At 70.0% G+C, this 20,535-nt stretch carries 21 protein-coding genes and 2 pseudogenes; 6 read left to right on the top strand and 17 right to left on the bottom strand.

Features of this window, described 5'->3' with window-relative positions; genetic code table 11:
* Positions 1-31: 31 nt before the first annotated feature.
* A complete protein-coding gene (locus CG719_RS17880) occupies positions 32-1,027 on the top strand; it encodes a chitinase (protein WP_100569663.1) in 996 nt (331 codons plus the stop codon).
* A 57-nt stretch (positions 1,028-1,084) separates the two neighbouring features.
* Here CG719_RS17880 and CG719_RS17875 read toward each other — a convergent pair whose 3' ends face one another.
* From CG719_RS17875 to CG719_RS17860, 4 genes are all read right to left on the bottom strand, one after another.
* Positions 1,085-1,531: an imidazolonepropionase-like domain-containing protein gene (locus CG719_RS17875; protein ID WP_100569662.1), complete on the bottom strand. Its 447-nt coding sequence runs from the start codon at positions 1,529-1,531 to the stop codon at positions 1,085-1,087.
* Between the two features lie 14 nt (positions 1,532-1,545).
* Positions 1,546-2,745 (bottom strand): cyclic dehypoxanthinyl futalosine synthase, encoded by a 1,200-nt coding sequence (mqnC, locus tag CG719_RS17870; protein WP_100569661.1) that lies wholly within the window; start codon positions 2,743-2,745, stop codon positions 1,546-1,548.
* Between the two features lie 80 nt (positions 2,746-2,825).
* The gene (locus CG719_RS17865; RefSeq protein WP_100569660.1) at positions 2,826-3,653 is read right to left on the bottom strand and encodes a prepilin peptidase; all 828 of its coding nucleotides are present in this window, start codon (positions 3,651-3,653) and stop codon (positions 2,826-2,828) included.
* A complete protein-coding gene (locus tag CG719_RS17860; protein WP_100569659.1) occupies positions 3,650-6,616 on the bottom strand; it encodes a bacterial transcriptional activator domain-containing protein in 2,967 nt (988 codons plus the stop codon). Before CG719_RS17860 ends, CG719_RS17865 begins: the two co-directional genes overlap by 4 nt.
* Positions 6,617-6,783: 167 nt before the next feature.
* On the opposite strand from CG719_RS17860, the pseudogene CG719_RS17855 reads away from it, so the two are divergent.
* A pseudogene (locus CG719_RS17855) lies at positions 6,784-7,401 on the top strand (hypothetical protein); the annotation flags it as partial.
* Here the strand turns inward: CG719_RS17855 and CG719_RS17850 are convergent.
* On the bottom strand, positions 7,391-8,290 hold the full coding sequence (locus tag CG719_RS17850) for a hypothetical protein (protein WP_100569658.1): 900 nt from the start codon (positions 8,288-8,290) through the stop codon (positions 7,391-7,393). The pseudogene CG719_RS17855 and the gene CG719_RS17850 overlap by 11 nt on opposite strands.
* A gap of 33 nt (positions 8,291-8,323) precedes the next feature.
* Positions 8,324-8,731, bottom strand: a complete 408-nt coding sequence (locus CG719_RS17845; protein ID WP_100569657.1) for an ATP-binding protein — start codon at positions 8,729-8,731, stop codon at positions 8,324-8,326.
* Positions 8,732-8,964: 233 nt separating this feature from the next.
* On the opposite strand from CG719_RS17845, the gene CG719_RS17840 reads away from it, so the two are divergent.
* The gene (locus CG719_RS17840) at positions 8,965-9,816 is read left to right on the top strand and encodes a helix-turn-helix domain-containing protein (protein ID WP_100569656.1); all 852 of its coding nucleotides are present in this window, start codon (positions 8,965-8,967) and stop codon (positions 9,814-9,816) included.
* 8 nt (positions 9,817-9,824) lie between these two features.
* Complete coding sequence (locus CG719_RS17835; RefSeq protein WP_100569977.1) at positions 9,825-10,022, top strand: DUF397 domain-containing protein; 198 nt, start codon at positions 9,825-9,827, stop codon at positions 10,020-10,022.
* Positions 10,023-10,039: 17 nt separating this feature from the next.
* Here CG719_RS17835 and CG719_RS17830 read toward each other — a convergent pair whose 3' ends face one another.
* The 11 genes and pseudogenes from CG719_RS17830 to CG719_RS17780 form a co-directional block, all read right to left on the bottom strand.
* Positions 10,040-10,513: a pilus assembly protein TadG-related protein gene (locus CG719_RS17830; RefSeq protein ID WP_199836678.1), complete on the bottom strand. Its 474-nt coding sequence runs from the start codon at positions 10,511-10,513 to the stop codon at positions 10,040-10,042.
* Between the two features lie 2 nt (positions 10,514-10,515).
* On the bottom strand, positions 10,516-10,944 hold the full coding sequence (locus CG719_RS17825) for a TadE/TadG family type IV pilus assembly protein (protein ID WP_100569655.1): 429 nt from the start codon (positions 10,942-10,944) through the stop codon (positions 10,516-10,518).
* Complete coding sequence (locus tag CG719_RS17820) at positions 10,945-11,418, bottom strand: TadE family protein (RefSeq protein WP_234375634.1); 474 nt, start codon at positions 11,416-11,418, stop codon at positions 10,945-10,947.
* Positions 11,419-11,468: 50 nt separating this feature from the next.
* A complete protein-coding gene (locus CG719_RS17815; RefSeq protein WP_100569654.1) occupies positions 11,469-11,720 on the bottom strand; it encodes a hypothetical protein in 252 nt (83 codons plus the stop codon).
* Positions 11,721-11,775: 55 nt separating this feature from the next.
* Positions 11,776-12,699 (bottom strand): type II secretion system F family protein, encoded by a 924-nt coding sequence (locus tag CG719_RS17810; RefSeq protein WP_199836677.1) that lies wholly within the window; start codon positions 12,697-12,699, stop codon positions 11,776-11,778.
* A complete protein-coding gene (locus CG719_RS17805) occupies positions 12,696-13,625 on the bottom strand; it encodes a type II secretion system F family protein (RefSeq protein WP_199836690.1) in 930 nt (309 codons plus the stop codon). Before CG719_RS17805 ends, CG719_RS17810 begins: the two co-directional genes overlap by 4 nt.
* 35 nt (positions 13,626-13,660) lie before the next feature.
* A complete protein-coding gene (locus CG719_RS17800; protein WP_100569652.1) occupies positions 13,661-14,968 on the bottom strand; it encodes a CpaF family protein in 1,308 nt (435 codons plus the stop codon).
* A gap of 128 nt (positions 14,969-15,096) precedes the next feature.
* A pseudogene (locus CG719_RS17795) lies at positions 15,097-15,966 on the bottom strand (hypothetical protein); the annotation flags it as partial.
* Positions 15,967-15,982: 16 nt separating this feature from the next.
* Positions 15,983-16,702, bottom strand: coding sequence for a hypothetical protein (locus tag CG719_RS17790; RefSeq protein ID WP_100569651.1), 720 nt, complete (start codon positions 16,700-16,702; stop codon positions 15,983-15,985).
* 425 nt (positions 16,703-17,127) lie between these two features.
* Entirely contained in the window at positions 17,128-17,817 is a 690-nt protein-coding gene (locus tag CG719_RS17785) for a hypothetical protein (protein ID WP_100569650.1), read from the bottom strand.
* A 107-nt stretch (positions 17,818-17,924) separates the two neighbouring features.
* Complete coding sequence (locus CG719_RS17780; protein ID WP_159024890.1) at positions 17,925-18,623, bottom strand: hypothetical protein; 699 nt, start codon at positions 18,621-18,623, stop codon at positions 17,925-17,927.
* A gap of 340 nt (positions 18,624-18,963) precedes the next feature.
* Here CG719_RS17780 and CG719_RS17775 point away from each other — a divergent pair, with 340 nt between their 5' ends.
* Together CG719_RS17775 and CG719_RS17770 are read left to right on the top strand one after the other, a co-directional pair.
* Positions 18,964-19,701, top strand: coding sequence for a hypothetical protein (locus tag CG719_RS17775; protein WP_324838209.1), 738 nt, complete (start codon positions 18,964-18,966; stop codon positions 19,699-19,701).
* Between the two features lie 52 nt (positions 19,702-19,753).
* Positions 19,754-20,425: a hypothetical protein gene (locus CG719_RS17770; protein ID WP_234375632.1), complete on the top strand. Its 672-nt coding sequence runs from the start codon at positions 19,754-19,756 to the stop codon at positions 20,423-20,425.
* Positions 20,426-20,535: the final 110 nt, after the last annotated feature.

Raw genomic sequence — 20,535 nt, 5'->3', positions numbered from 1 at the left:
GACGGACATCACGAGAGCTGGTGCATGCGCAATGAGGAGTTTCCTGACGCCGGTGGCCGGGCTCGCCTGCCTGGTCGCCCTGGCCGCCACGGGCTGCTCCCCGATGTCCGACGGCACCTCCGACGCGGCCCACAAGGCGGGCCGGCCCGGCACCTCGTACGCCCCTTACGTGAGCGCCACTACGGCATCGGGCACCGACTCGGCGGGCTCGCCCGCGACGTACAACCTCGCCTTCGTCATCTCCGGCGGCAGCGGCTGCGCTCCGGAGTGGGACGGCATGATGGGGCTGGACGACGCCGAGGTGACGTCCCGGATCGGGAAACTGAGGAAGTCGGGCGCCACGGTGCGCGTCTCCTTCGGCGGGGCCCACGGCAAGGAGTTGGCGACGACCTGTGAGAACGCGCCCGCGCTCGCGGACGCGTACGGGAAGGCTCTGGACGCGGCGGGTTCGACCCGGGCCGACTTCGACGTCGAGGGCCGTACGCTGACCGACTCCGCCTCCGTCGACCTGCGTTCCCGGGCGATCGCCCTGCTGCAGAAGCGGCGGCCCGGTCTGGAGGTGTCCTTCACGCTGCCCGTCATGCCGTCCGGGCTGGGCGCCCACGGCCTGGCCCTGCTGGAGTCCGCGAACGAGCACGACGTCCAGGTCTCGACCGTCAACCTCATGACGATGAACTACGCCGAGTCCTACACCGGCGACATGGGTGCCTACGCCCTCGCCGCCGCGAAGGCCACCCACACCCAGTTGAAGAAGGTCTTCGGCCTCTCGGACGCCGACGCCTGGGAGGGCATGGCGCTCACCCCGATGATCGGCGCCAACGACATCGCGGGCGAGACGTTCACCCTCGCGGACGCGGCCCGGGTGCGCTCCTTCGCGGAGGAGAAGCGGATCGCCTGGGTCTCGATGTGGTCCACCTTCCGCGACCGCCAGTGCGAGAAGGACGTCCCGTCCCGCGACGACGCGGCGACGGATTGCAGCGGGGTGAAGCAGAAGCCGGGGGCGTTCGCCCGGGTGTTGGGTGGGTGAGGGGGGCTGGGGGCCTGGGGGAGCCGAGGTCCCGAGGACCCGGGGATCCCGGAGATTTCAGCGTCTGCGGTGCACCAGGCGGCCCGCGCACACCGTGGCGAGGCAGGCGCCGGAGTCGTCGAAGACGGCGAGGTCGGCCCGGCCGCCCTCCACCACCGCCGCGGGCCGGGGCCCGGCAAGGACGGCGACGTCGTTCCGGGCGGCCGCCTCCCGCAGTCCGGGCGCGTCCGCGTGCCCGGCGAGCACGGCCGTCGCGCCGAGCTTGAGGACCGCGTGGACCCGCTCACGCGGACTCGGCGCGTCGGGCAGCGGCCCCTCGTGCACGCGCCCCGGCCCGAGCACGCCCGGCCAGCGCCGCACGCGCGCGTGCGGGAACCGCCGCTCCAGCTCGGCGAGCGTCCCCACGGCCGCGACCCGGGCACCCTCGACGGCGACGGCACCGCCCTCGACCGGTTCCGCGTCCCGGCCGACGCGCACCGCGTCCGCCGCGTGAATCGTCAGCACCCTTACCTCGTACGTCAGTTGGAGGTGAGCAGCTTCAGCTCGGGGTGGGCCGTCCCGCCCGCGATCGCCGTCGACGAGATGTGGGACATCACGCGGTCGTCGACCGGGTCGTTCGCCGGGTCGTCGTGGACGACGAGGTGCTCGTACGTCGTCGCCCGCTGCGCCGGAACCCGTCCCGCCTTCCGGATGAGCTCGATGATCTCCATCCGGTTGGACCGGTGCTTGGCGCCGGCCGACGACACGACGTTCTCCTCGAGCATGATCGAGCCCAGGTCGTCGGCGCCGTAGTGCAGGGTGAGCTGGCCGACCTCCTTGCCCGTGGTCAGCCAGGAGCCCTGGATGTGCATCACGTTGTCGAGGAAGAGGCGCGCGATCGCGATCATCCGCAGGTACTCGAAGAGAGTGGCCTGCGTACGGCCCTTCAGGTGGTTGTTCTCCGGCTGGTAGGTGTAGGGGATGAACGCCCGGAAGCCGCCGGTGCGGTCCTGCACGTCGCGGATCATCCGCAGGTGCTCGATCCGCTCGGCGTTCGTCTCACCGGTGCCCATGAGCATCGTGGAGGTGGACTCCACGCCCAGCCGGTGCGCGGTCTCCATGATCTCCAGCCAGCGCTCCCCGGACTCCTTCAGCGGGGCAATGGCCTTGCGCGGCCGCTCCGGCAGCAGTTCGGCGCCGGCGCCGGCGAAGGAGTCCAGGCCGGCCTCGTGGATGCGCGTGATGGCCTCCTCCACCGAGACGCCCGAGATCCGCGCCATGTGCTCCACCTCGGAGGCGCCCAGCGAGTGGATCACGAGCTGCGGGAAGGCCTTCTTGATGGCGCTGAAGTGCTTCTCGTAGTACTCGACGCCGTAGTCCGGGTGGTGGCCGCCCTGGAACATGATCTGCGTGCCGCCGAGTTCGACGGTCTCGGCGCAGCGCCGCAGGATGTCGTCGAGGTCGCGGGTCCACCCCTTGTCGGTGTCCTTGGGGGCGGCGTAGAAGGCGCAGAACCTGCACGCGGTGACGCACACGTTCGTGTAGTTGATGTTGCGCTCGATGATGTACGTCGCGATGTGCTCGGTGCCCGCGTACTTGCGGCGGCGCACGGCGTCGGCGGCGGCGCCCAGCGCGTGCAGCGGCGCGTGGCGGTAGAGGTCGAGCGCTTCCTCGGGGGTGATCCGTCCGCCCGCGGCGGCACGGTCGAGCACGGACTGAAGGTCGGCCTTCTCGGTCACCGGGCGTCCCTTTCGCAAGGTTCGTAAGGGGTTGTGGACAGACCGAACCAGCCTACGTCAGCCGTTTCGCGGTACCGACTTCAGGCTGCGTACGCGCCGATCAGCGCGCCCACGAACGCCCCCGCGACCAGGAACGGCCCGAACGCGATGGCCGTCTTGCGGCCGGCCCGTCGTACGGCGACGAGCGCGCCGCCGTACAGGGCACCGAACAGGAAACCGGCGAAGGTGCCCAGCAGGACGACGGGCCAGCCGTACCAGCCGAGGACGGCGCCCGCTCCGAGGGCCAGTTTCACGTCCCCGAACCCCATACCGGCGGGGTTGACGAGGAACAGCACGAAGTAGCCGCCGCCGAGCGCGAGAGCGCCGTACAGCGCGGTCGGCCAGTGGCCGGCGTGCCCGGGAACCAGGGCGGCCGGGCCGAGGAGCGCGAGGGCGGCGCCCGCGAGGGGCAGGGTCAGCACGTCGGGCAGCCGCCGCACCCGGAAGTCGACCACCGCGAGCAGCACACCGACGGGCGCGAGCAGCAGCCAGACGACGAGTTCGGGCCGGACACCGGTGGCAGCGGCGAGCGCGCCGCAGACGAGGGCGGTGACGAGGGACATCGGCAGGGTGCGGGGGCCGTAGGAGATGACGGCGGAAGTGACGGCCCGGTCGCCCGCGGAGGCGGCGGCCGGGCCGTCAACGGCGGCAGCCGCGGCGCCGGCCGGAGTGGCCGCGGCGCACTGCTCGCACCGCCCGCGTCCGATCCAGCCCCGTACCGAATGCCCGGCCGGGCAGCGGTCCCGCCATGTCTCCCCCGACGGCACGGAGAAGCGGTACGCGGCCCGCGGGAGCGACGCGCCCGCCGCCGCGCCCCAGAGTACGGCGGCGGCGACCAGCGGCAGAGCGGCCGACGGCACGGCGGTCATCCCGCCGCGGCGACGGCGGTGCGCCAGGCCGGCAGCAGTTCGTCGAGCAGGGCCTCGGTGCGCGGCGGCAGGCCGCGGGCGCCGCCGCGGCCGACGAGGTCGGCGGCGAGCGCCTGGAGGCGGGCGGTGTCGCCGGTGGCGTGCGTGGCGCGCAGCAGCTCGTTCCACAGTCGCTCGTCGGCCGGGGCGGTGCGCAGCGCGGCGTCCAGCGCCTCGATCGCCTTGTCCGCGCGGTCCTTCTCCAGGTGGAAGGAGGACAGTGCGAGCCCGATGTCCGCGACGATGAGGGGCAGTTGGGCATCGACGATCTCGTGGGTGAGCCAGCGGTAGCGGCCCTCGGGCCGGTCGGCGAGCAGCGGTCCGCGCACCACCACCAGCGCGTCGGTGAGCAGCCGGCCGCGCACCGCCCGGCTGTCCGCGCCCTTGCCCTGTGTGGCCTCGTGGTACAGCGAGCGCAGTACATCGAGGTCGGAGACGACGGACTTGGCGAGGGTGAGCCGCCCGGTGTCGTCCGTACGGAGCCGGGGCGTGCCGTCGGGATCGGTGCCGAGCCAGGAGCGCAGCCGCTCGACGAGCGCGTCCCGCACGTCGTCGGTGACCCCGCGCGGCCACAGCGCGGAGGACAGCACCCGCGGGTGCACGCCCTCCCGGTGCAGGAGCAGCAGCGCCAGCGCCTCGTGCAGCAGCGCGCTGCGCTCGTCGTCCGGGGTGTCGAGACCGATGATCTCGTACGGGCCCACGAGCCGCGCGTACACCGCCGGCCGCCCCTGCTCGCTGATGTCGACGAGGAACGGCGGGGTGGGCGCCGGTCCGTCGGGCCCGTTCTCCGGGTCGGCCTCGACGAACAGCTCGACCACCGCCTGCTGTTCGGCCGACGGCAGCATCTGCGCGTCGAGTTCGAGCCCGAGGAGCGGGGCGAGCAGCCTGCCCTCGCCGGTGATCTCCATCTCCCAGGCGGCGCCGGGCAGTTCGGCGGCATCGGTGCCGACGAGGTAGCCGATGCCCAACCGGCTTGCACCCGAAGCCAGTTCGGCGAGCCTGCGGGCGTCCTCTGCCGAGGGCTCGGCGGCCAGCAGCACCAGATGCGGCGCCCAACGGGTGTGCTGGGCGGGCCCGGTGCGCCCGGTGAGCACGGAGTCGTGCCCGGCGGCACCCAGCGCGCCGCGCCGCTGCCGCGTCTCGGCCTCCATGGTCTCCAGGAGCGCCTCGATGCCGTCGAGGTGGCGAAGGCGGTTGGGCGCGAGCGGGGTGAGGTCCTGACCGAAGCCGACGAGGGTGACGGTCATACGGTCCGACCAGCCGTTGGTGGCGAGTTCGGCGGCGACGGACGCGAACACGGCGGCCCGGTCGGCGGCGCGGCCGCTCAGCGAGACGATGCCGGGCACGGCCTCCAGGTTGAGCAGCAGACGTGAGTCGTCCATGGTGCCGAGGCTGACGAGCCCGGGGAACGGGGCGGCGGTGTCGGCGTCCTCGTACCGCTCGGCGTCGGCACGCCCCAGCATCCAGAACGTCTCGTCCTGCCCGGTCCGCCAGGGCGCGGGCGGCTTGCCGGCGGGCTGTGCGAGCTGGAGGTGCAGATCGCCCCCGGTGAGCCAGGCGGCGTAGACGACGGGCAGCGGCCGGGACTCGGCGGCGAGGGCGGCGGCGAGCCCGCGCAGGGACCGGTCGAGGCGCCGTACGCCCTCGGGGTCGGCGCCCACCAGCAGCGCGTCCTGCACGTCCAGCGCGTCCCCGGTCGGCGTCGGCGGCTCCATGCCGCGCCGTCCGCCGACGGCACCGAGCGCAGACTGCCACAGCGCCTGCCGGCGGCGGTGGCCGAGTGCGCCGAGGAGACCGGCGGCGAGGAGCGGGGCACCGAGGAGGGCTTCGGGCAGCCCGAAGGAACGCCCGGAGGAGGCGGGGACGGCGGCGGTGTCGCCACCGTGGTCCTGATGCTGCCGCTGGGCGGGGACGGAGGCGTGGAAGCCACCGTCCTGCTGGTGGCCACCGGCCTGCTGCTGGCCGCCGCCCTGGGCGTGGTCGCTCCCGCCCTGGGCGTGGTCGCCGGTCTTGGCGTAGTCGTGGATCTGCTGCCGCACCTGCTCGGAGACGTCCGCCGCGCCGTCGGGCATCTCGACGAGTTCGCCGCCGTGCGCGTCCGCGGGCATCTCCATGATCCAGCCGGGCCGGATGAGGCTGGCCTCGGACAGCCGGGAGCCGTCGGGCTGGACCCGGTCCTTGTTGAGCGCGTAGATCTCCTTGTACCGGCGCCCGTCGCCGAGGTGCCGCTGGGCGATCTCCCAGAGCGAGTCGTGGTGGCGTCCCTCGGGCGGCTGGATGCGGTAGTACTTCGTGTCGCCCTGCTTGGCCTCTGCCTGCGCGGCGGCGCTCGCGGCCTGCTCGGCGACGGCGGCCGCGGTGTCGGCGGCCTGCTCCCGCTGCTGCCCGAACAGCCCGCCCGGCGTCTGCTGCGCGACGGCGACGGTCCCCTTCTGGTTTCCCTCCAGGCCGTGCCCGAGCTGCGACAGTCCGGGCGTGAAGCTGGCGGCCGCGGCTCCGACGAGCAGCAGCGCGGCGACGAGTTGCCGCGCGAGGAGCTGACTGGGTCCGGCCCCGGGCACCCGCCCCGGCACCCCGACCCCGGACAGCGCGGCCTTCATCTCCACGAGCACACAGGCGGTGAACTGCGCCCAGGCGAGCCAGACCACGACCGACAGGATGTTCAGGAAGGTCTGGACGGTGATCTCCTGCTGGAGCCAGTCCAGACTCGGCACGCCGTGCGGCAGCGGCCACCCGAACTGCGTGGCCAGCGCCAGTGGTACGCCGACGAGCAGGACGAGCAGGGCCAGGAAGGCGAGGAACGCCTTGGCGAAGTCCCCGACCGTACGCCGCCGCACCCGCACCGGCTGCGGCGTCCGGTTCCTCGGGGCCGTCGAGCCTCCCGTCGGGCTTCCCGTCGAGCTTGAACTACGGCGTCGCGGCATGGCGGGTGTCCTGATGGTGTGTGAAGTGGGTGCGGTAAATGGGACGTACTGAGCCTACAGAGATCCTATGGACGGGGTCGACACAGCTTCCGCCCGCCAACTTCGAACGCCCCCAAGCCATTCACACCAGCTACGCCGTATCTCTGGGGTTCCCCCACACCCCCCAGGACGGCAAGCCCGAGAACAACTTCGACGACGAGCACAGCACCGCCGAGGGGTACTGGGACTGCGGCAGGATCATGTTCTGGCAGGACGCCGGACAGGTCCCGAAAATTGCGCACGCCCCGACGCCCGAGATGCTGGCCGACTACGCGTACAACCAGGTCAAGGTCCCCGACACCGAGATCGATTTGAAGCCGGCCACCAAGTCCACGGTGAACCTGCCGACTTGGGTCTGGCTGGACAAGAGCATCTTCACGGAGATCAAGGTCCGCGCGGAACTCCCCCGCACGAACCTGTGGGCGGAGACGACAGCCAAGCCTGTCGCCCTCCATCTGAACCCCGGCACCGAGGACGCCGAGACCTACCCGTCCTCCGGCGACTGCACCATCAACGAAGACGGTTCAATCGGCACCCCGTACGCCAAGGGCAACGCGGACAAGGCCCCGCCATGCGGCATCAGATACCTCCGCGCCACGAACGGCCGGCCATACCGCCTCAAGGCGTCCATCACCTGGCAGATCACCTGGCACGGCTCCGACGGTAGCGGCGGCGACCTCCCCGACGGCACCTTCGAGACGACTCAGGACATGAACGTCCAGGAGATCCAGTCGGTCAACCGCTGACCACGAACAGTTCCTCCGCGCTCGTGGCGTGGACGGCCCGCTGGGCCCAGACCTCCAGCTGGTCCAGGTCGGAGCAGGACTTCACCCGATCGCGTGCGGAGTCCGGTACAGGGATGCCACGCCAGTCGAGGATCCGGAGGACCATCGACGCACGCTCCTTCTCGACACCTTCCTCGATACCCTCTTCGCGGGCCTGTTCCCGTACCTTCTCGGCGACCTCGTGCCGGAAGAAGTAGTTGACCGGCATCATCAGCTCCTTCCAGATCTGCTTTGCCTGGGCATCGACCAGGCACGACTCGACGAACTGCGCGAGCATTCCCGCACTGTCGGTGTCGGTGGCCGCCAGGGCTGCCGCCAGCGGTTTCAGTATGGCAGCGGCACCCTGGCCCTTACCATGCGTCATCGCCGAGAACGCCGCGAGAAAGACATCCCGCTGAGCCTCGACCTCGTCGACGATGAGAGGCACGTTCTCCGGACTCAGCACCAGCGGCCGCACGGTGAGCGAGTGCCAGCCAGGCAGACCCAGGCGGATCGGCCGCGTCGCCCAGCGTGCCGTGGACCTGCTCTGAGTCAGGACGATCAGAACCGGCTCCCAGCGGTACTTCGCGTACAAGTAACTGAGGTAGTAGGCCCAGCTTCCGCGTTTGTCCTCGTCCCGCTTGCCCTGGGACTCGACGACCAGAAGGTACGTCCCCTCGTCCGTCTCCGCACGCAGCAGCGTATCCACGCGTCGCTCTACCGGCTCGATTTCCGTCAGGTCCGCGTTGAGGACAGCGAAATCGCGCGGCTCGGGAATCGGGATGTGCAACACACGCTGAAGTGTGCGCGTGAAACCCGCAGGGTCCTTCTGACAGACCTGATGCAGACCTTCGTGCGGCGAGCTGACCATCCGCTCTCCTTTCCATCCGATGTGATCAACGAGCTACGCCGCGACCAGGTCACACCACACGTACTTGCCCCGGTTGCCCTCCCTGGACAGCGGCTGCCAGCCCCACAGGTCGGCGCAGGCCCGGACCAGGGCGAGTCCACGTCCCTCCTCCAGGTCGACGACCTGCTCCAGCGGGGCCGACGACTCGGGCGGTGCGGGATCGGTGTCCCACGCTCCGATCCGGAGTACGCCCGCCGACCAACGCACGCGCAGGCCGGCGGGCCCCTTGGTGTGCCGTACGGCGTTGGAGACCAGTTCCGTCGCCAGCAGTTCGGCCGTGTCGACAAGGCGGAGAAGTCCGTGCATCGTGAGGATCAGCCGGAGAGTCCGGCGGGAGATGGTGACCGCACGGGGGCCGTTCGGGATGTACAGGGTGTACTCCCACGGCTCGTTTTCGGGCATGGGTCACTCCAGTGACGTGAGACGGGTTGAGGCGACGCCGCGGTGGCGGGCGGTGGCCTTGCCGCAGCCGTCGTGGCAGGACGGAGCGATGCGCTTCCGGGACCCCGGATAACCGCAGCGTGTTCATCGCGTCACCGACGGTAGACCTTAGATTTAACCTGAGGCAAGCCGATCGCGTAACCTGACGCCCGAACGAGTCGCACTTCCAGACGCGTTGGCCGAAGGAGCAACCGATGGGGACCAGGCGCGAGCCGACAGCACGACAGATGCGTCTGGCCGTAGAACTGCGCAGGCTCCGGGACGCAGCAGGCCTCAGCGCACGCGAGGCGGCCGCGCTGCTCGGAGTGAACTCCGTCCAGATCAGCCAGATCGAGTCCGCCATGTCCGGCGTAAGCGAGCAGCGGCTACGCCGACTCGTCACCTATTACGCCTGCACGGACGAGGAGTTGACCGACGCGCTCGCGGTCATCGCAACCGACCGCACACGCGGCTGGTGGGAGGCGTTCCGAGGTGCCCTCCCCACCTCGTTCCTGGACCTCTCGGAGCTTGAGCACCATGCCACCTTCCGGTGGGACGTGGACTTCCTGCACGTCCCGGGTCTTCTCCAGACCGAGGACTACGCACGGGCTCTCTTCTCTCGCCGAGTCCCCGAAATCCCGGACGCCGCAGTTCAGTTGCGCGTCGACCATCGGATGCGACGGCGGAGCGTCATCACAGGCAACCAGCCGATCCCCTACGAGGCACTGGTCCATGAAGCCGCGCTTCGCATCAAGGTCGGCGGGCGCACCTCGTGCCGGGCGCAGCTCAACCGCATCCTGGAACTCTCCGAAGCTGACCACGTCACGGTGCGTGTCATCCCCTTCGTACTGGACGACTTCGCCGACATCACGGCCGCCATGGTGTACGCCGGCGGCAGCGTGCCGAGGCTGGACACAGTTGTACGCGACGGCCCACATGGCACGGTCTTCGTCGACTCCGAAGCACAGCTCGGCGTATTCCGAACTCTCTTCCGTAGGGTGGAGGCGGTGTCACTCGAACCCGAACGTTCGCGTGACTTCATCCACAGGCTGACCAAGGAACTGTGAGGCACCCGGTGACCACTCGCGAGTCGTGGCGGAAGTCGTCCTACTCCGGCAGCGGCGACGGCAACGCCTGCATAGAGATCGCCCACCGCCCCACCCACATAGCCGTCCGCGACTCAAAGGCCCCGGCCCGGGCCACCCTCTCCTTCCCGGCCGCAGCCTTCGCCGCCTTCCTCGACTCCCTCAAAGGGCTGAAAGGGGAGAGCTGAGGGCAGGTTCGGACCCGTCACCCCACCTCGTTCTGGGCCACGGCCCGGCCGTGGACGGTCACGTTGCCGCCGTAGAACATGCCGGTGAAGACGGGCGAGTAGGTCAGCTGGATCTCGACCTGGACCTGGTCGGCGTCGGCTGCCACGCAGTGGCTCGCGGCGATGTCGGCGCCCGTCATGCTCATCTCGCGGGCGAAGGCCTTCACACGGGCGTCGCAGTTCTCGTAGTTGATCGGGGCGGGGCCGCCCTCGTTGTCGTAGAGGGCCTCGCGGTCGATGTCCTGGGCGGCGTAGCGGGCCGCCTGTTCCGCTATGTCCGCAGCCCGTTCGCGCTTGGAGATGGACAGGCCGCCGTCGATGACGAAGGCGGAGAGGGCGAGGAACACCAGCGCGAAGATGATGACCGCGCCGGCACCCGAACCGCGGTCGTCCAGTGCCGTTCCTCGGGTGGACCACCAGGTGCGCGCGCGGTCCGCGGCAGAGGCGCTCACGCTCACGCCGACCTCCGGAAGGGATCCAGCGGCGAGCTGAAGCTCGCGGACAGCCTCGTCGGGATGTTCAGGCCCAGCGACGCCAGGCCGCGCACCTGGCAGCTGACCTCGACCGTGAACAGGGTGTCGGGGGCGAAGCCCGCACTCGTCTGCACCACGGAGACCGGCCCCGAGCAGACGTCGGCCAGGTCCGCCTCCGCCGCCCTGCGCGCCTCGGACATGGCCGTCGCGTGGTCCTTCTGGATGGACCCCGCGCGTGCCGCGTCCCGTGCCGCGCCGTCGACCGCGCCGCGGCCCTCGACGAGTTGGCCGAAGGCCACCAGCACCAGGATGAACAGAATCATCACCGGGGCGAGGATCACGACCTCCACGGTCGACAGACCGCTGTCGTCACGGGCGGACGGAAGAGACCTCCGAACAGAGCGGTTCATCTAGTTCCCGCCATCCCGCACGAACCTCTCCACCGGACCCGACGACTGCGCGTGCACCGTCAGATTCAGGCCCGGGAACACCGTCGGGATCCGCGCCGAGATCTCCACGCCCACGGTGTTCTGTTCCGGTTGCAGCATCCTCACGTCCGGCGACAGCACCAACTGCGGGCCCAGTTGGCGGATGTAGGCGTCGACGACGTCGCGGGCCTCGCCCCGCCAGGCGCCGGGCCGCTCGTCGGCCGTGGCACGGGCCTTGCGGGCGCCGGCCTGGGCCGCCGCCTGGGCGACGTGGTCGGCGAAGAAGTACAGCGCGAACTGCACCGTCGCGAAGATCATGAAGAACAGTACGGGGGTGAGCAGCACGAACTCGATCGCGGTCATCCCGGAGTCGCCGCGGGTCGCCGCCGCCTCACGCGCGGCCCGCACCCTGCGGCCCACCGCGCGTCGCACCCGTCCGCCCACGTCCGCCAGCATCCCCGTCCACCCCGTTGTACTTCTCCGTCGTACGCTCGTCGTACGTGCGATCAGCAGGTCTTGCCCGCGTCCGCGCCCTTGATGCAGTTGCCCACCTTGTTGGCGCCCTCGCTCAGCGCGGAGTTGATGATGGCGGCCACCACGCCGACGATCGCCACGACGACCGCGGAGATGATGACCCACTCGACCGCGGAGGCACCGCGGTCCAGTTCGCCGGAGCGGGCACGCTGCACACGGCCGCCCAGGAAGGTGACCAGGAAGTCCACGGCCGGGATCCCGGTGTGGAAGTCTCGTCCGTTCATGACAGTGGTTTCCTCTCGAAGTCAGGACAGTTGGCAGGTTCGGCGGGGACGGCGCTCACACCTGGAACACCCGCATCGCCGCCGGATAGATCAGGAACACCAGGAAGCCCGCGCACAGCAGCAGCTGGGCCACGAGCATCGACTGGGACTTCTCGCCCGCGCTGCCCTCGATATCGGCCAGTTCGCGGTGGCGCATGGTCTCGGCGCGCGAGGCGAGCGACTCGCGCACCTTCGCGCCGTCGTCGGCGACCAGGGCCAGGGAAGCCGAAAGGTCCTTCAGCTCCTCCACACCCAGCTCCTCGCCGAGCTGCCCGAGCGCCTGCCACTGGCTGATACCGGTGATACGGGCGTCGGCCAGGGCGTTGCGGATCCGCCGGTTCGCCCAGCCGTCGGACACCTCGGCCGCCGCCATCAGCGCCTCCGGCAGACCGCGGCCCCCGGCCAGGCTCATGGACACCAGGTCCAGATACGCGCCGATGACCCGGCGCAGGTCACGGCGCTTGTCGGCCGCGTCGCGCCGGATCTCCAGATCGGGCAGGAAGAAGAACAGCACCGCGCACAGCAGCGCCATCCAGACGGGGATGACCGGGCTGCGCCCGAGGCCCATCGTGTAGACCACGGCGAACAGCAGGGGCCCGAAGAACAGCCCTGCCACCGACAGCAGCACCTTCGTCGCCAGGAACCTCTCCCAGCTGCGCTCCAGCACGGCGAGATCGGCCCGCAGCGAGCGCTGCTCCCAGCCCTGCTGGAGGTAGAACTCCGCGATGCGCGCACCGACTTGGGCGCGGAACGCACCGAGGCGCCCCGTTTCCTCCCGCGCCTGGTGCCGCGTCGCGTACGCCGCTCCCCGCGCCCGCATCGCGTCGATCCGCGCGACCTGCGCGACCGCGCTCCGCCTGGACGGCATCAGGGCGCGTACGAGGGCGTAGACGCCGAGGCCGAGGACCGCGCCGACCACGACCGGCATCGTCAGGTTCACCGGCGTACCCCTTCCTCCTGCTGGGCAGGCGTGCGCGGCCGGACGAACTGCACCGCCGCCTCGTCCCGCACCAGGAAGCGTTCGGGCGTCTCGATCGTGGACAGCTTGCGCAGCCACCAGAAGCCGAGCGCGAACAGACCGCAGACCAGCGCAAGGACGAGCTGGCCGATCGGTGTGCCGTACGGCGACACGAACTCACGGTTGAAGATGGACAGTCCGAGCACGAAGGCCACGGAGACGGCGACGACGATCTGCACCGAGCGCCGGGTGGAAGCCCGTTGAGCCATCACACGCTGGCGCATGTCGACCTCCTCGCGCGCCGACTTGGCCAGCGCGCCGAGGACCTGGCGCAGACCGGGGCCGCGCAGCCGGGCGTTGAGGATGAGCGCGGCGACGATGATGTCGGCGGAGGCGTCGTCGATCTCGTCGGCGAGCAGTTGCAGCGCGTCGGGCAGCGGAGTGCGGGCGCGCAACCGGTCGACCAGGGCGTCCAGATGGGGGCGCAGGACGGGGGCGGCGGCGCGCGCCGAGGCCGGGATGGCCTGCTCCAGGCCGACCGCGCCGGCGATCGTGTCGCGCAGCGACTCCGTCCAGGAGGCCAGGGCCTCCACCCGGCGCATGGCGGCCCGCTCCTCCGCCGCACCGCCGAAGAGGCGGTCCCAGAAGAAGACGAGGACACCGGCCGCGATACCGGCGACCGCCCAACGGGTGAGCACGAGGACCGCGAGGCCGACGAGAGCGGCGAGGGAGCCGCGCCGCCCGGCGAAGCGGAGCAGTTCGCTCGCCCGCCGGCTCGCCCGCTGCTTCTCGTGCTCGGGCTTGGCCGGCAGTCCGCGTACGGCGACGATCAGCAGCGCGAGACCGCCGCCGACGGCGACGCCGGAGACGATCGAGTACAGGACCGTGGCGGAGAACAGGCCCCCCATGGAGCCGAGCGGGGCCAGTGCGGCAAGCGTCATGGTCACCCCCAGTTTCCGTGGGGCTGGTAACCGTGCGCCATGAGATCCTCCAGGCAGGCTATGGGCGCGTGCGGCACGACCCGGCCGTCGGGCGTCTCGGCGAACACCTCGCTGGACAGCACGCGGCCGTCGACGCCGTTGACCTCGCGGACCGAGGTCACACTGCGCTGAAGCCGGCCGCCGGTCTGGAAGTTGTTGCGCCGCTGGATGAAGACGACGAAGTTCACCGCGCCCGCGATCAGCATCTGGCTGGCCTCGATGGGCAGCCGCTCGGTCGCCTGCAACGCGTAGGTGGAGATGCGGTTGAAGACCTCGCTGGAGCTGTTGGCGTGGATCGTGGACAGCGACCCGTCGTTACCCTGCGACATCGCGTTCAGCATGGTCACGATCTCGTCGCCGAGCACCTCGCCGACGATGACGCGGGAGGGGTTCATACGGAGGGACCGGCGCACCAGCTCGGCCATGGAAATGGTCCCTTGGCCCTCCGAGTTGGGCAGCCGCTCCTCGAACGCCACGACGTTCGGGTGCAGTTCGGGGAACGTGTCGAGACCGAGCTCCAGTGCCCGCTCGACCGTGATGAGCCGTTCGTGCGGCGGGATCTCGTTGGCGAGGGCACGCAGCAGCGTCGTCTTCCCGGCGTTCGTCGCGCCCGCGATCATGATGTTTTTGCGGGCGCGGACCGCGCAGGCGAGAAAGTGCCCCAGCTCCGGGGCGAGCGTGCCGTTGCCGACCAGGTCGGAGATGAACACCTTGCCCATCCGGGCCCGGCGGATGGACAGCGCGGGCCGGCGGGTCACGTCCATGACGGCCGACAGCCGCGAACCGTCCGGCAGCCGCAGGTCGAGCTGCGGGTTGGCGGAGTCGAAGGGGCGCGACGACAGACCCGAGTAGGCGCCGAGCACCTGGATGAGCTCGATCAGCTCCTCGTCGGTCTCGGCGACCGGCTCGCCCGTGACCTCGCGCCCGTCGGCGTATCCGACGAACACCTGGTCGCAGCCGTTGATGTCGATGTTCTCGACCTGCGGGTCGTCGAGCAGCGGCTGGAGCCGGCCGACGCCGAACAGCGCCGCGTGCACGGCGGCCGCGTACTGCTCCTCGGTCTCGGCGTCCAGCGGCGTACGGCCCGCGTTGATCTCGGCGCGGGCGTACTCCTCCAGTATCTGCGCTATGACCGCGCGGGCGTACTGCCGCTCGTCCTCGCCGGACATCGGCGTGACGCCGTTGACCTGGTCGAGGCGGCGCTGCTCGGCGATGCGGTCACCGGCGTCCTGCCTGAACCGCTTGACCAGTTGGTGGTCGACAGCGGTCATCGCCCGGCTCCTGGCTGACCGTTCGCGTGGGGGTGGTGGGGCTGCTGGGGCTGGGGCATTTGCTGGGCTTGGGGCCCTGGCTGGGCTTGGGGCCCTGGCTGGGCTTGGGGCGCCTGCTGCCCATGGTGCGCTTGCTGAGCCTGGTGTGCTTGGTGAGCCTGCTGGATCTGGTGGGCTTGCTGCGCCTGTGCGGATACGGCCCAGGCGGCGCCGTACTGCTGATACAGGTCCGCGGTAACCTTGCGGGCCGAGCGGATCAGCAGGGACTTGTCGAGGCGGCCGCGCCTGCGCCCGGCCAACTGCCCCGCACCCGCAGGGTCGTCGGCGATGGTGCCGACGACGCGGGCACCGGTCTGGGCGTGCACCAGCATGTCGTTGACCTGGCCGGAGACCTTGCCCGCGGTGCCCGGGTCGGCGACCAGGACGACGCCGATCACCGGAGTGGCCAGGCTCGCGGCACCGCGCGGGCCGCCGTGCAGCTTGGCGGACAGCGCGGCGGCGCGGTCGCGGACGCGGGCGATGGCCTCCGGCTCGGTGCGCGAGATCAGCAGAACGAGGGAGGCGTGCGGGAAAAGCTCCACGGCGGGGGTGTCGCCGCTGATCCGGCCGCAGTCGGCGATGACGTCGGCAGGCGAGTTCGGGGAGTCCGCGAGCGAGGCGAAGGCATGACCCAGGGTGGGCCACAGCCCGGCGAGACCGGCGGCCTGCTCGGAGATGCCGAGTCCGACAAGAACCTCCAGGCCGCCGCTCAACGGCTGTGCATGATCCCAGAGTTGGTCGGGCACCAGCCCACGGCGCGCGGTCGCGGCGATGGACAGCATGCCGACGTTCGGGTTGAGCGGCCCGCCGTGCGCGGCGGAGCTGCGGTAGACGAGGTCGCCGCCCGCCGGGTCCGTCTCGGCGAGCAGCACGCGCCGCGGCCAGACGGCGGCCAGTGCGACGGCGGCGGTGGTGACGCCGGGCGACCCCTTGTCGGCGGCCAGTGCGATGAGGGCCATGGGTACGCGGCCGCCCTCAGTTGCCGGGAACGACGACGACGGCGACGGAATTCGCGGACGCGGCCTGGGCCACGGCGGCGGCGTCGGACTGGTCGACGAGGAGGGTGAGCGACATGTTGCCGGTGCTCATGGCGGCGTCGCTGTTGTCGCTCCTGGAGCTGACACGCGCCTTGTCCACGATGAGGTTGCCACCGTTAGCGGAAGAACCCGTCGCGCCGCCAGTGGAGTTGGAGCTCGACGCGTGGTCACCGACGCGGTAGACGGCGACGATGTCGCCGTTCTTGATGCCGGTCGGGTACTGGCCCTCCTTGAGGGCGACACCGACGAGGGCCTTGCCGTCCGGCAGGCTGCTCTTCGCGCCGAACATCTCCCCCACCACGACCGTGCCCTTGTAGATGGTGGTCCTGGCCTTGAGGGTCTTCAGGGTGCCCAGTTGGGACCACCGGACGTAATTGATGGAGTCGTCGGCGGCCACCATCACCGAGGTCACGTCATTGGAGGTGACGGACTCTCCGGCCGGGATGTCCTGCGTCACCTTGACGACCTCGATACGGTGCCCGACCTGCAGCACGAGCATCGTGGCACCCAGGGCGCCCACCAGGATGAGCAGCACCGCCAGGGCAGCCAGGGCCGGTTTGCGCTCGCGAGGCGCCATGGGAAGCCGGTCACCGACCATCGGCTGAGCCGGAGCCGCGGCACGTCCCGCGCCCACCCCCGTACGCTCCTGGATCTTCACGCAACAGCTCCCCGTACACCCAAGATGTCGTCTGCCAAGCTCTTCGCCTGGGCTGCAAACCCGGACACTTCACCAGCGATCCGGGCGATGTCGCGGCTATCCGGCGCGGGGGCGAGTGTCAAGCCATCGCACGGTATCAGCAGCACATAAGCCCCTCAAGACGAGCCAGGCCCCATGCGTCGCAACCGACTTGCCGTTGCGTGTCTGCAACGCTGCCTCGAAGCACCCTGATTGAACAGGGGCCAATCATCCCTTCCGGAGTGCGCGGCAGCAAATCCTCACCGCTAAGGGGTGGACAACCGGAAGGCCGCCGCCCCGTCAACCATCAGGCACCCACGACCCCTGCACGAATTGCTCACGAAGTCGCAGACCGGTCAGGCTGCTCGTGCCTGCTGGTCACCGGGAACGTCGCGACAGCACGGTGGTCATCGGTCCCCGAGGAGCGCGAAGGCGAAGGCGAGCCGGCGGTCGACCCAACCTTTCCGCACCGTCACCTTGTCACTGCCCTCCGAGACCATGACGACCTTGTTCTCCGCACGCCACTCCAGGGACCGCGGTTTGGAAGGTCTGTCGCTGCCCTCTCCCCCGGAGAGGGCGTTGTCGACGACCTCTTCGAGGATCTTCGCGGCAAATCGGCCCGCGATCTCCTTGGCGTCGCCGCTCGCCCATTCGTTGCGGCCCACGATTTCCGGGTGCCCCGGCTGCTCGATACGCCATGTGTGCTTGAACGGCCGGCGCTTGCGGGGAACGCGGACGACGGTTCCGATGCACTCGCCTCGGCCGTCCCGTACGACGTGCCGCAGTTCCCCGGCGCTGTCCACCGCCGGTTCCACGTAGCACAGCAGCCCCCGTGTCTCGGTCTCGTACAGGGTGTGGTGGGGCCGGGAGGGAAGACCCGGCTGCTGCGTATCGGTGGTTCCGAGAAAGGCGCACGGGGCGAGGATCCGAAGGTCCCGCGATCCCCTGGCCACGCGTACCGCGGGCTTCCCCCGCACAGCATGCTTGCGTTTGACGGTCACCGGGCGCTCCACGGAGGACACGACGAACGTCTGGACATCGGCCCAGCCCACCGTCTCCATCGGCGGTTCCTCCACCCGCCGTCTGCCGAACGCCACTTACGCCTCCTGCGCCGTGCATGGAAAACCGACCGCTCGACCCTACCCGCGTGCGAGAACGTCCGCCGAGCCGGCTGTGGGCGTGCCCGAGCGTGCCCGGCCGCCAGTCAGCGGTCGCGCACGAGCGCGTACGCGAAGACCAGTCTCCGGTCGAGCCAGGACGCCCGGACCAGGAACCTTTCGCGCCCGTCGGACGCCAGCACCGGCTCACCGTCGGCCGTCCACTGAAGGACGCGCGACGCATCGCTCGCCTGGTCGCCGCCGTCCGCGCCGAGGTCGGCGACTCCCTGGAAGATGCCCTGCACCAGCTTGCCGGCGCCTCGCTGGAACATCTCCTTCGGGCCGCCCTTGGCCCACTCCCCGCTGCTGACGATTTCTTCGTGTCCTGGCTGATCGATACGCCAGACCGGTGTCAGTGCGTGCTTGAGCGGAGCGATGCGCCGGATTGTGCCGATGGCCCGCCCTTGACCGTCACGCACCGAGAAGTGGCGTTCGCCTCCCGCCTTCACGGGTTCGTCGACGGAGCAGAGAAGCGTGCGGCCGTCCACGTCCTCGTACAGACAGAGTTCGGGGCTCCCCGGCGACGACGGTTGCTGGGGAAAGAAGGCGCAGGGTGCGTTGACGCACTGCTCGCCTCTGCGCTGCGGAACCCGGAAGGCACGTGGCCCGAGCGCAGCACGCTTTCGCCGCCCGGCCGCGGGCCGCTCCACTTCGCCGACGACGAACTCCCAGGCGTCGGCCCACGACACGACAGGGGCGGCAGGTTCGTCGACGTCCCTGCGCTTACCGAACACCCGCTTCTCCAAGGTCGATTCGCAGCTGGCTCGTCGGAGCGGATGTCGATGTTACGGGTGAGGGATCCCTCGCCCGTACTCCCACTCCGCCCTTCGCATACCGTTACGGCCCATGTGGCCAGGAGAGCAGTCGACAGGGGGCGGGCAGAACCCGCAACAGCCTTTGCCCGGTGGGCAGTCGAACCCGTACCAGCAGCCCGGGTACCACCAGCCGAACCCCTACCAGCAGCAGTCCCAGCACCCCCAACCGTGGAACGCGCCGACCCTGCCGTCCGGCGCGGCGGCACCGCGCCCTCCGGGGGACGGCCCGAACCGCACGAAGCTCATCGCCGTCATGGCGGCGGGAGCCGTCGTGATCGCCGCGGGCGTGACCGGTTACGTTCTGCTGGGCGGCGACAGGGACGACACCGTTGCACCCGACCCGACCACGTCCCCGTCTCCGCACAGCGACGACGCCACCGTCAAGGGCTGGAAGGTCGTGGTGAACCCAGCCGCCGGGATCAAGTTCGACGTTCCGCCTGAGTGGGCACTCCAGTCCGCCGACTGGGTCACCTACGTCTCCGACGACAACGACCCGAACGACGAGCCTCTGGTCGCGATGCGCGCCCCCGCCTTCCTGAAGGAGCGGTGGTGCTCCTCGGACGACGACAAGGACGGCAGACTGGAGCACACGCCGCTGGCAGCGGCCGGATCCAGGGTCAACAACGGTGCCAAGAGCACAGAGGAGATAGCCGGCGCCGATCCGAAGTCCTGGGTGTACGGGCAGTACACCCAGCCCGACAAGACCAAGGTGAGGCCAGGCACCGTCGAGCCGTTCACCACGAACTCGGGCCTCAAGGGCAGCCTGGGCACTGCTTGGTCCGCAGGCGTGGAGAAATCGAAGAAGTGCACCACGGACGGCAAGGCATGGACGTTCGCCTTCAAGAACGCCCAGGGAGACCTGGCCTCCTGGTCGTTCCTCGGCGCGAAAGGCGTATCGGAGGAGATACCCGACACGACGATACGTAAAATCGCGGCAAGTGTACGGACCTATGAAGTTGCACAGGACTCTGGCAGGGGTTCGGGCGTGCCGCCCGCAGAGCCCAGTTGAGCTTGGCGTTCCACAGGAGGCACCGATAGCGTCACTGTTCTCTGCTGTCTCCATGTCTGACGGGGAGCTGACTGTGAAGCGCCGTTCCTTGCCCGTTGCTGCCGCACTCGTCGCAACTGCAGCCTTGCTGACAACGGCTTGCGGTGGAGGAAGCGGCGGCTCCAAGGGCAACGACGGGATCGTCGGTGCTGATACCGGCGACACGGCGGCGTCGGCTTCACCGAGCGATGGCAATGCAACAGACAGGCCCGAGATCTCACTCCCGAACGACCTCACGGACACCTTCGAGGGATGGAAGACGGGCGACGCCGTTCGCGACGCGATTCTCGGCGATGTCGCGCGGAGGGTCGACGTGACCAACTACGCCATCACCCAGGGCGATGCCGGACTTCCGGCGCTCAGCTTCTACTACGCCGGTGGCGCGTTGGCCGACGCCAAGGACTGGGTCGAGTCCGTCGTGAAGGATGGCTACACCATCACCGGCACGAACCGGTACTACAACGCCAAGGTCGATGTCTTCGACTCCTCCTCAGCGGGCGTTGTCTACTGCGAGGACCAGGGTCGGGCCTTCGCCAAGGACCGCAAGTCCAACAAGGTCTACAGAACCGAAGTCACCGAAAAGTCGTACGTGCTCTACACCACACGCCTCGAAAAGAACAAACAGGGCGTTTGGCAGACGACGAAGCTGACATCACAGCGGGGCCACAAGTCGTGCACGCCATGACTTTTCAAAGCAGGCTCGTCCTGTCCGGTGTGCTTGCCGGGGCGCTTGCCGGTCATGCCCCCTGTAGTGGTGTAACCGCGTTGGGAGGATCTTCGGTCGTGGGGTAGATC

It is taken from the genome of Streptomyces sp. CB01373 (genome assembly GCF_002803075.1).
Classification (GTDB): domain Bacteria; phylum Actinomycetota; class Actinomycetes; order Streptomycetales; family Streptomycetaceae; genus Streptomyces.
This window is presented reverse-complemented; position numbering and strand designations above follow the sequence as displayed.

Excerpts from the sequence above, each read along its gene's own strand:
- CG719_RS17820 (WP_234375634.1), bottom strand. The coding sequence starts at position 11,418 with ATGCTGGCGGACGTGGGCGGACGGGTGCGACGCGCGGTGGGCCGCAGG.
- CG719_RS17800 (WP_100569652.1), bottom strand. The coding sequence starts at position 14,968 with ATGACCGCTGTCGACCACCAACTGGTCAAGCGGTTCAGGCAGGACGCC.
- CG719_RS17825 (WP_100569655.1), bottom strand. The coding sequence starts at position 10,944 with ATGAACCGCTCTGTTCGGAGGTCTCTTCCGTCCGCCCGTGACGACAGC.
- CG719_RS17840 (WP_100569656.1), top strand. The coding sequence starts at position 8,965 with ATGGGGACCAGGCGCGAGCCGACAGCACGACAGATGCGTCTGGCCGTA.
- CG719_RS17815 (WP_100569654.1), bottom strand. The coding sequence starts at position 11,720 with ATGAACGGACGAGACTTCCACACCGGGATCCCGGCCGTGGACTTCCTG.
- CG719_RS17865 (WP_100569660.1), bottom strand. The coding sequence starts at position 3,653 with ATGACCGCCGTGCCGTCGGCCGCTCTGCCGCTGGTCGCCGCCGCCGTA.
- CG719_RS17880 (WP_100569663.1), top strand. The coding sequence starts at position 32 with ATGAGGAGTTTCCTGACGCCGGTGGCCGGGCTCGCCTGCCTGGTCGCC.
- CG719_RS17805 (WP_199836690.1), bottom strand. The coding sequence starts at position 13,625 with ATGGGGGGCCTGTTCTCCGCCACGGTCCTGTACTCGATCGTCTCCGGC.
- CG719_RS17770 (WP_234375632.1), top strand. The coding sequence starts at position 19,754 with ATGTCTGACGGGGAGCTGACTGTGAAGCGCCGTTCCTTGCCCGTTGCT.
- CG719_RS17850 (WP_100569658.1), bottom strand. The coding sequence starts at position 8,290 with ATGGTCAGCTCGCCGCACGAAGGTCTGCATCAGGTCTGTCAGAAGGAC.
- CG719_RS17860 (WP_100569659.1), bottom strand. The coding sequence starts at position 6,616 with ATGCCGCGACGCCGTAGTTCAAGCTCGACGGGAAGCCCGACGGGAGGC.
- CG719_RS17845 (WP_100569657.1), bottom strand. The coding sequence starts at position 8,731 with ATGCCCGAAAACGAGCCGTGGGAGTACACCCTGTACATCCCGAACGGC.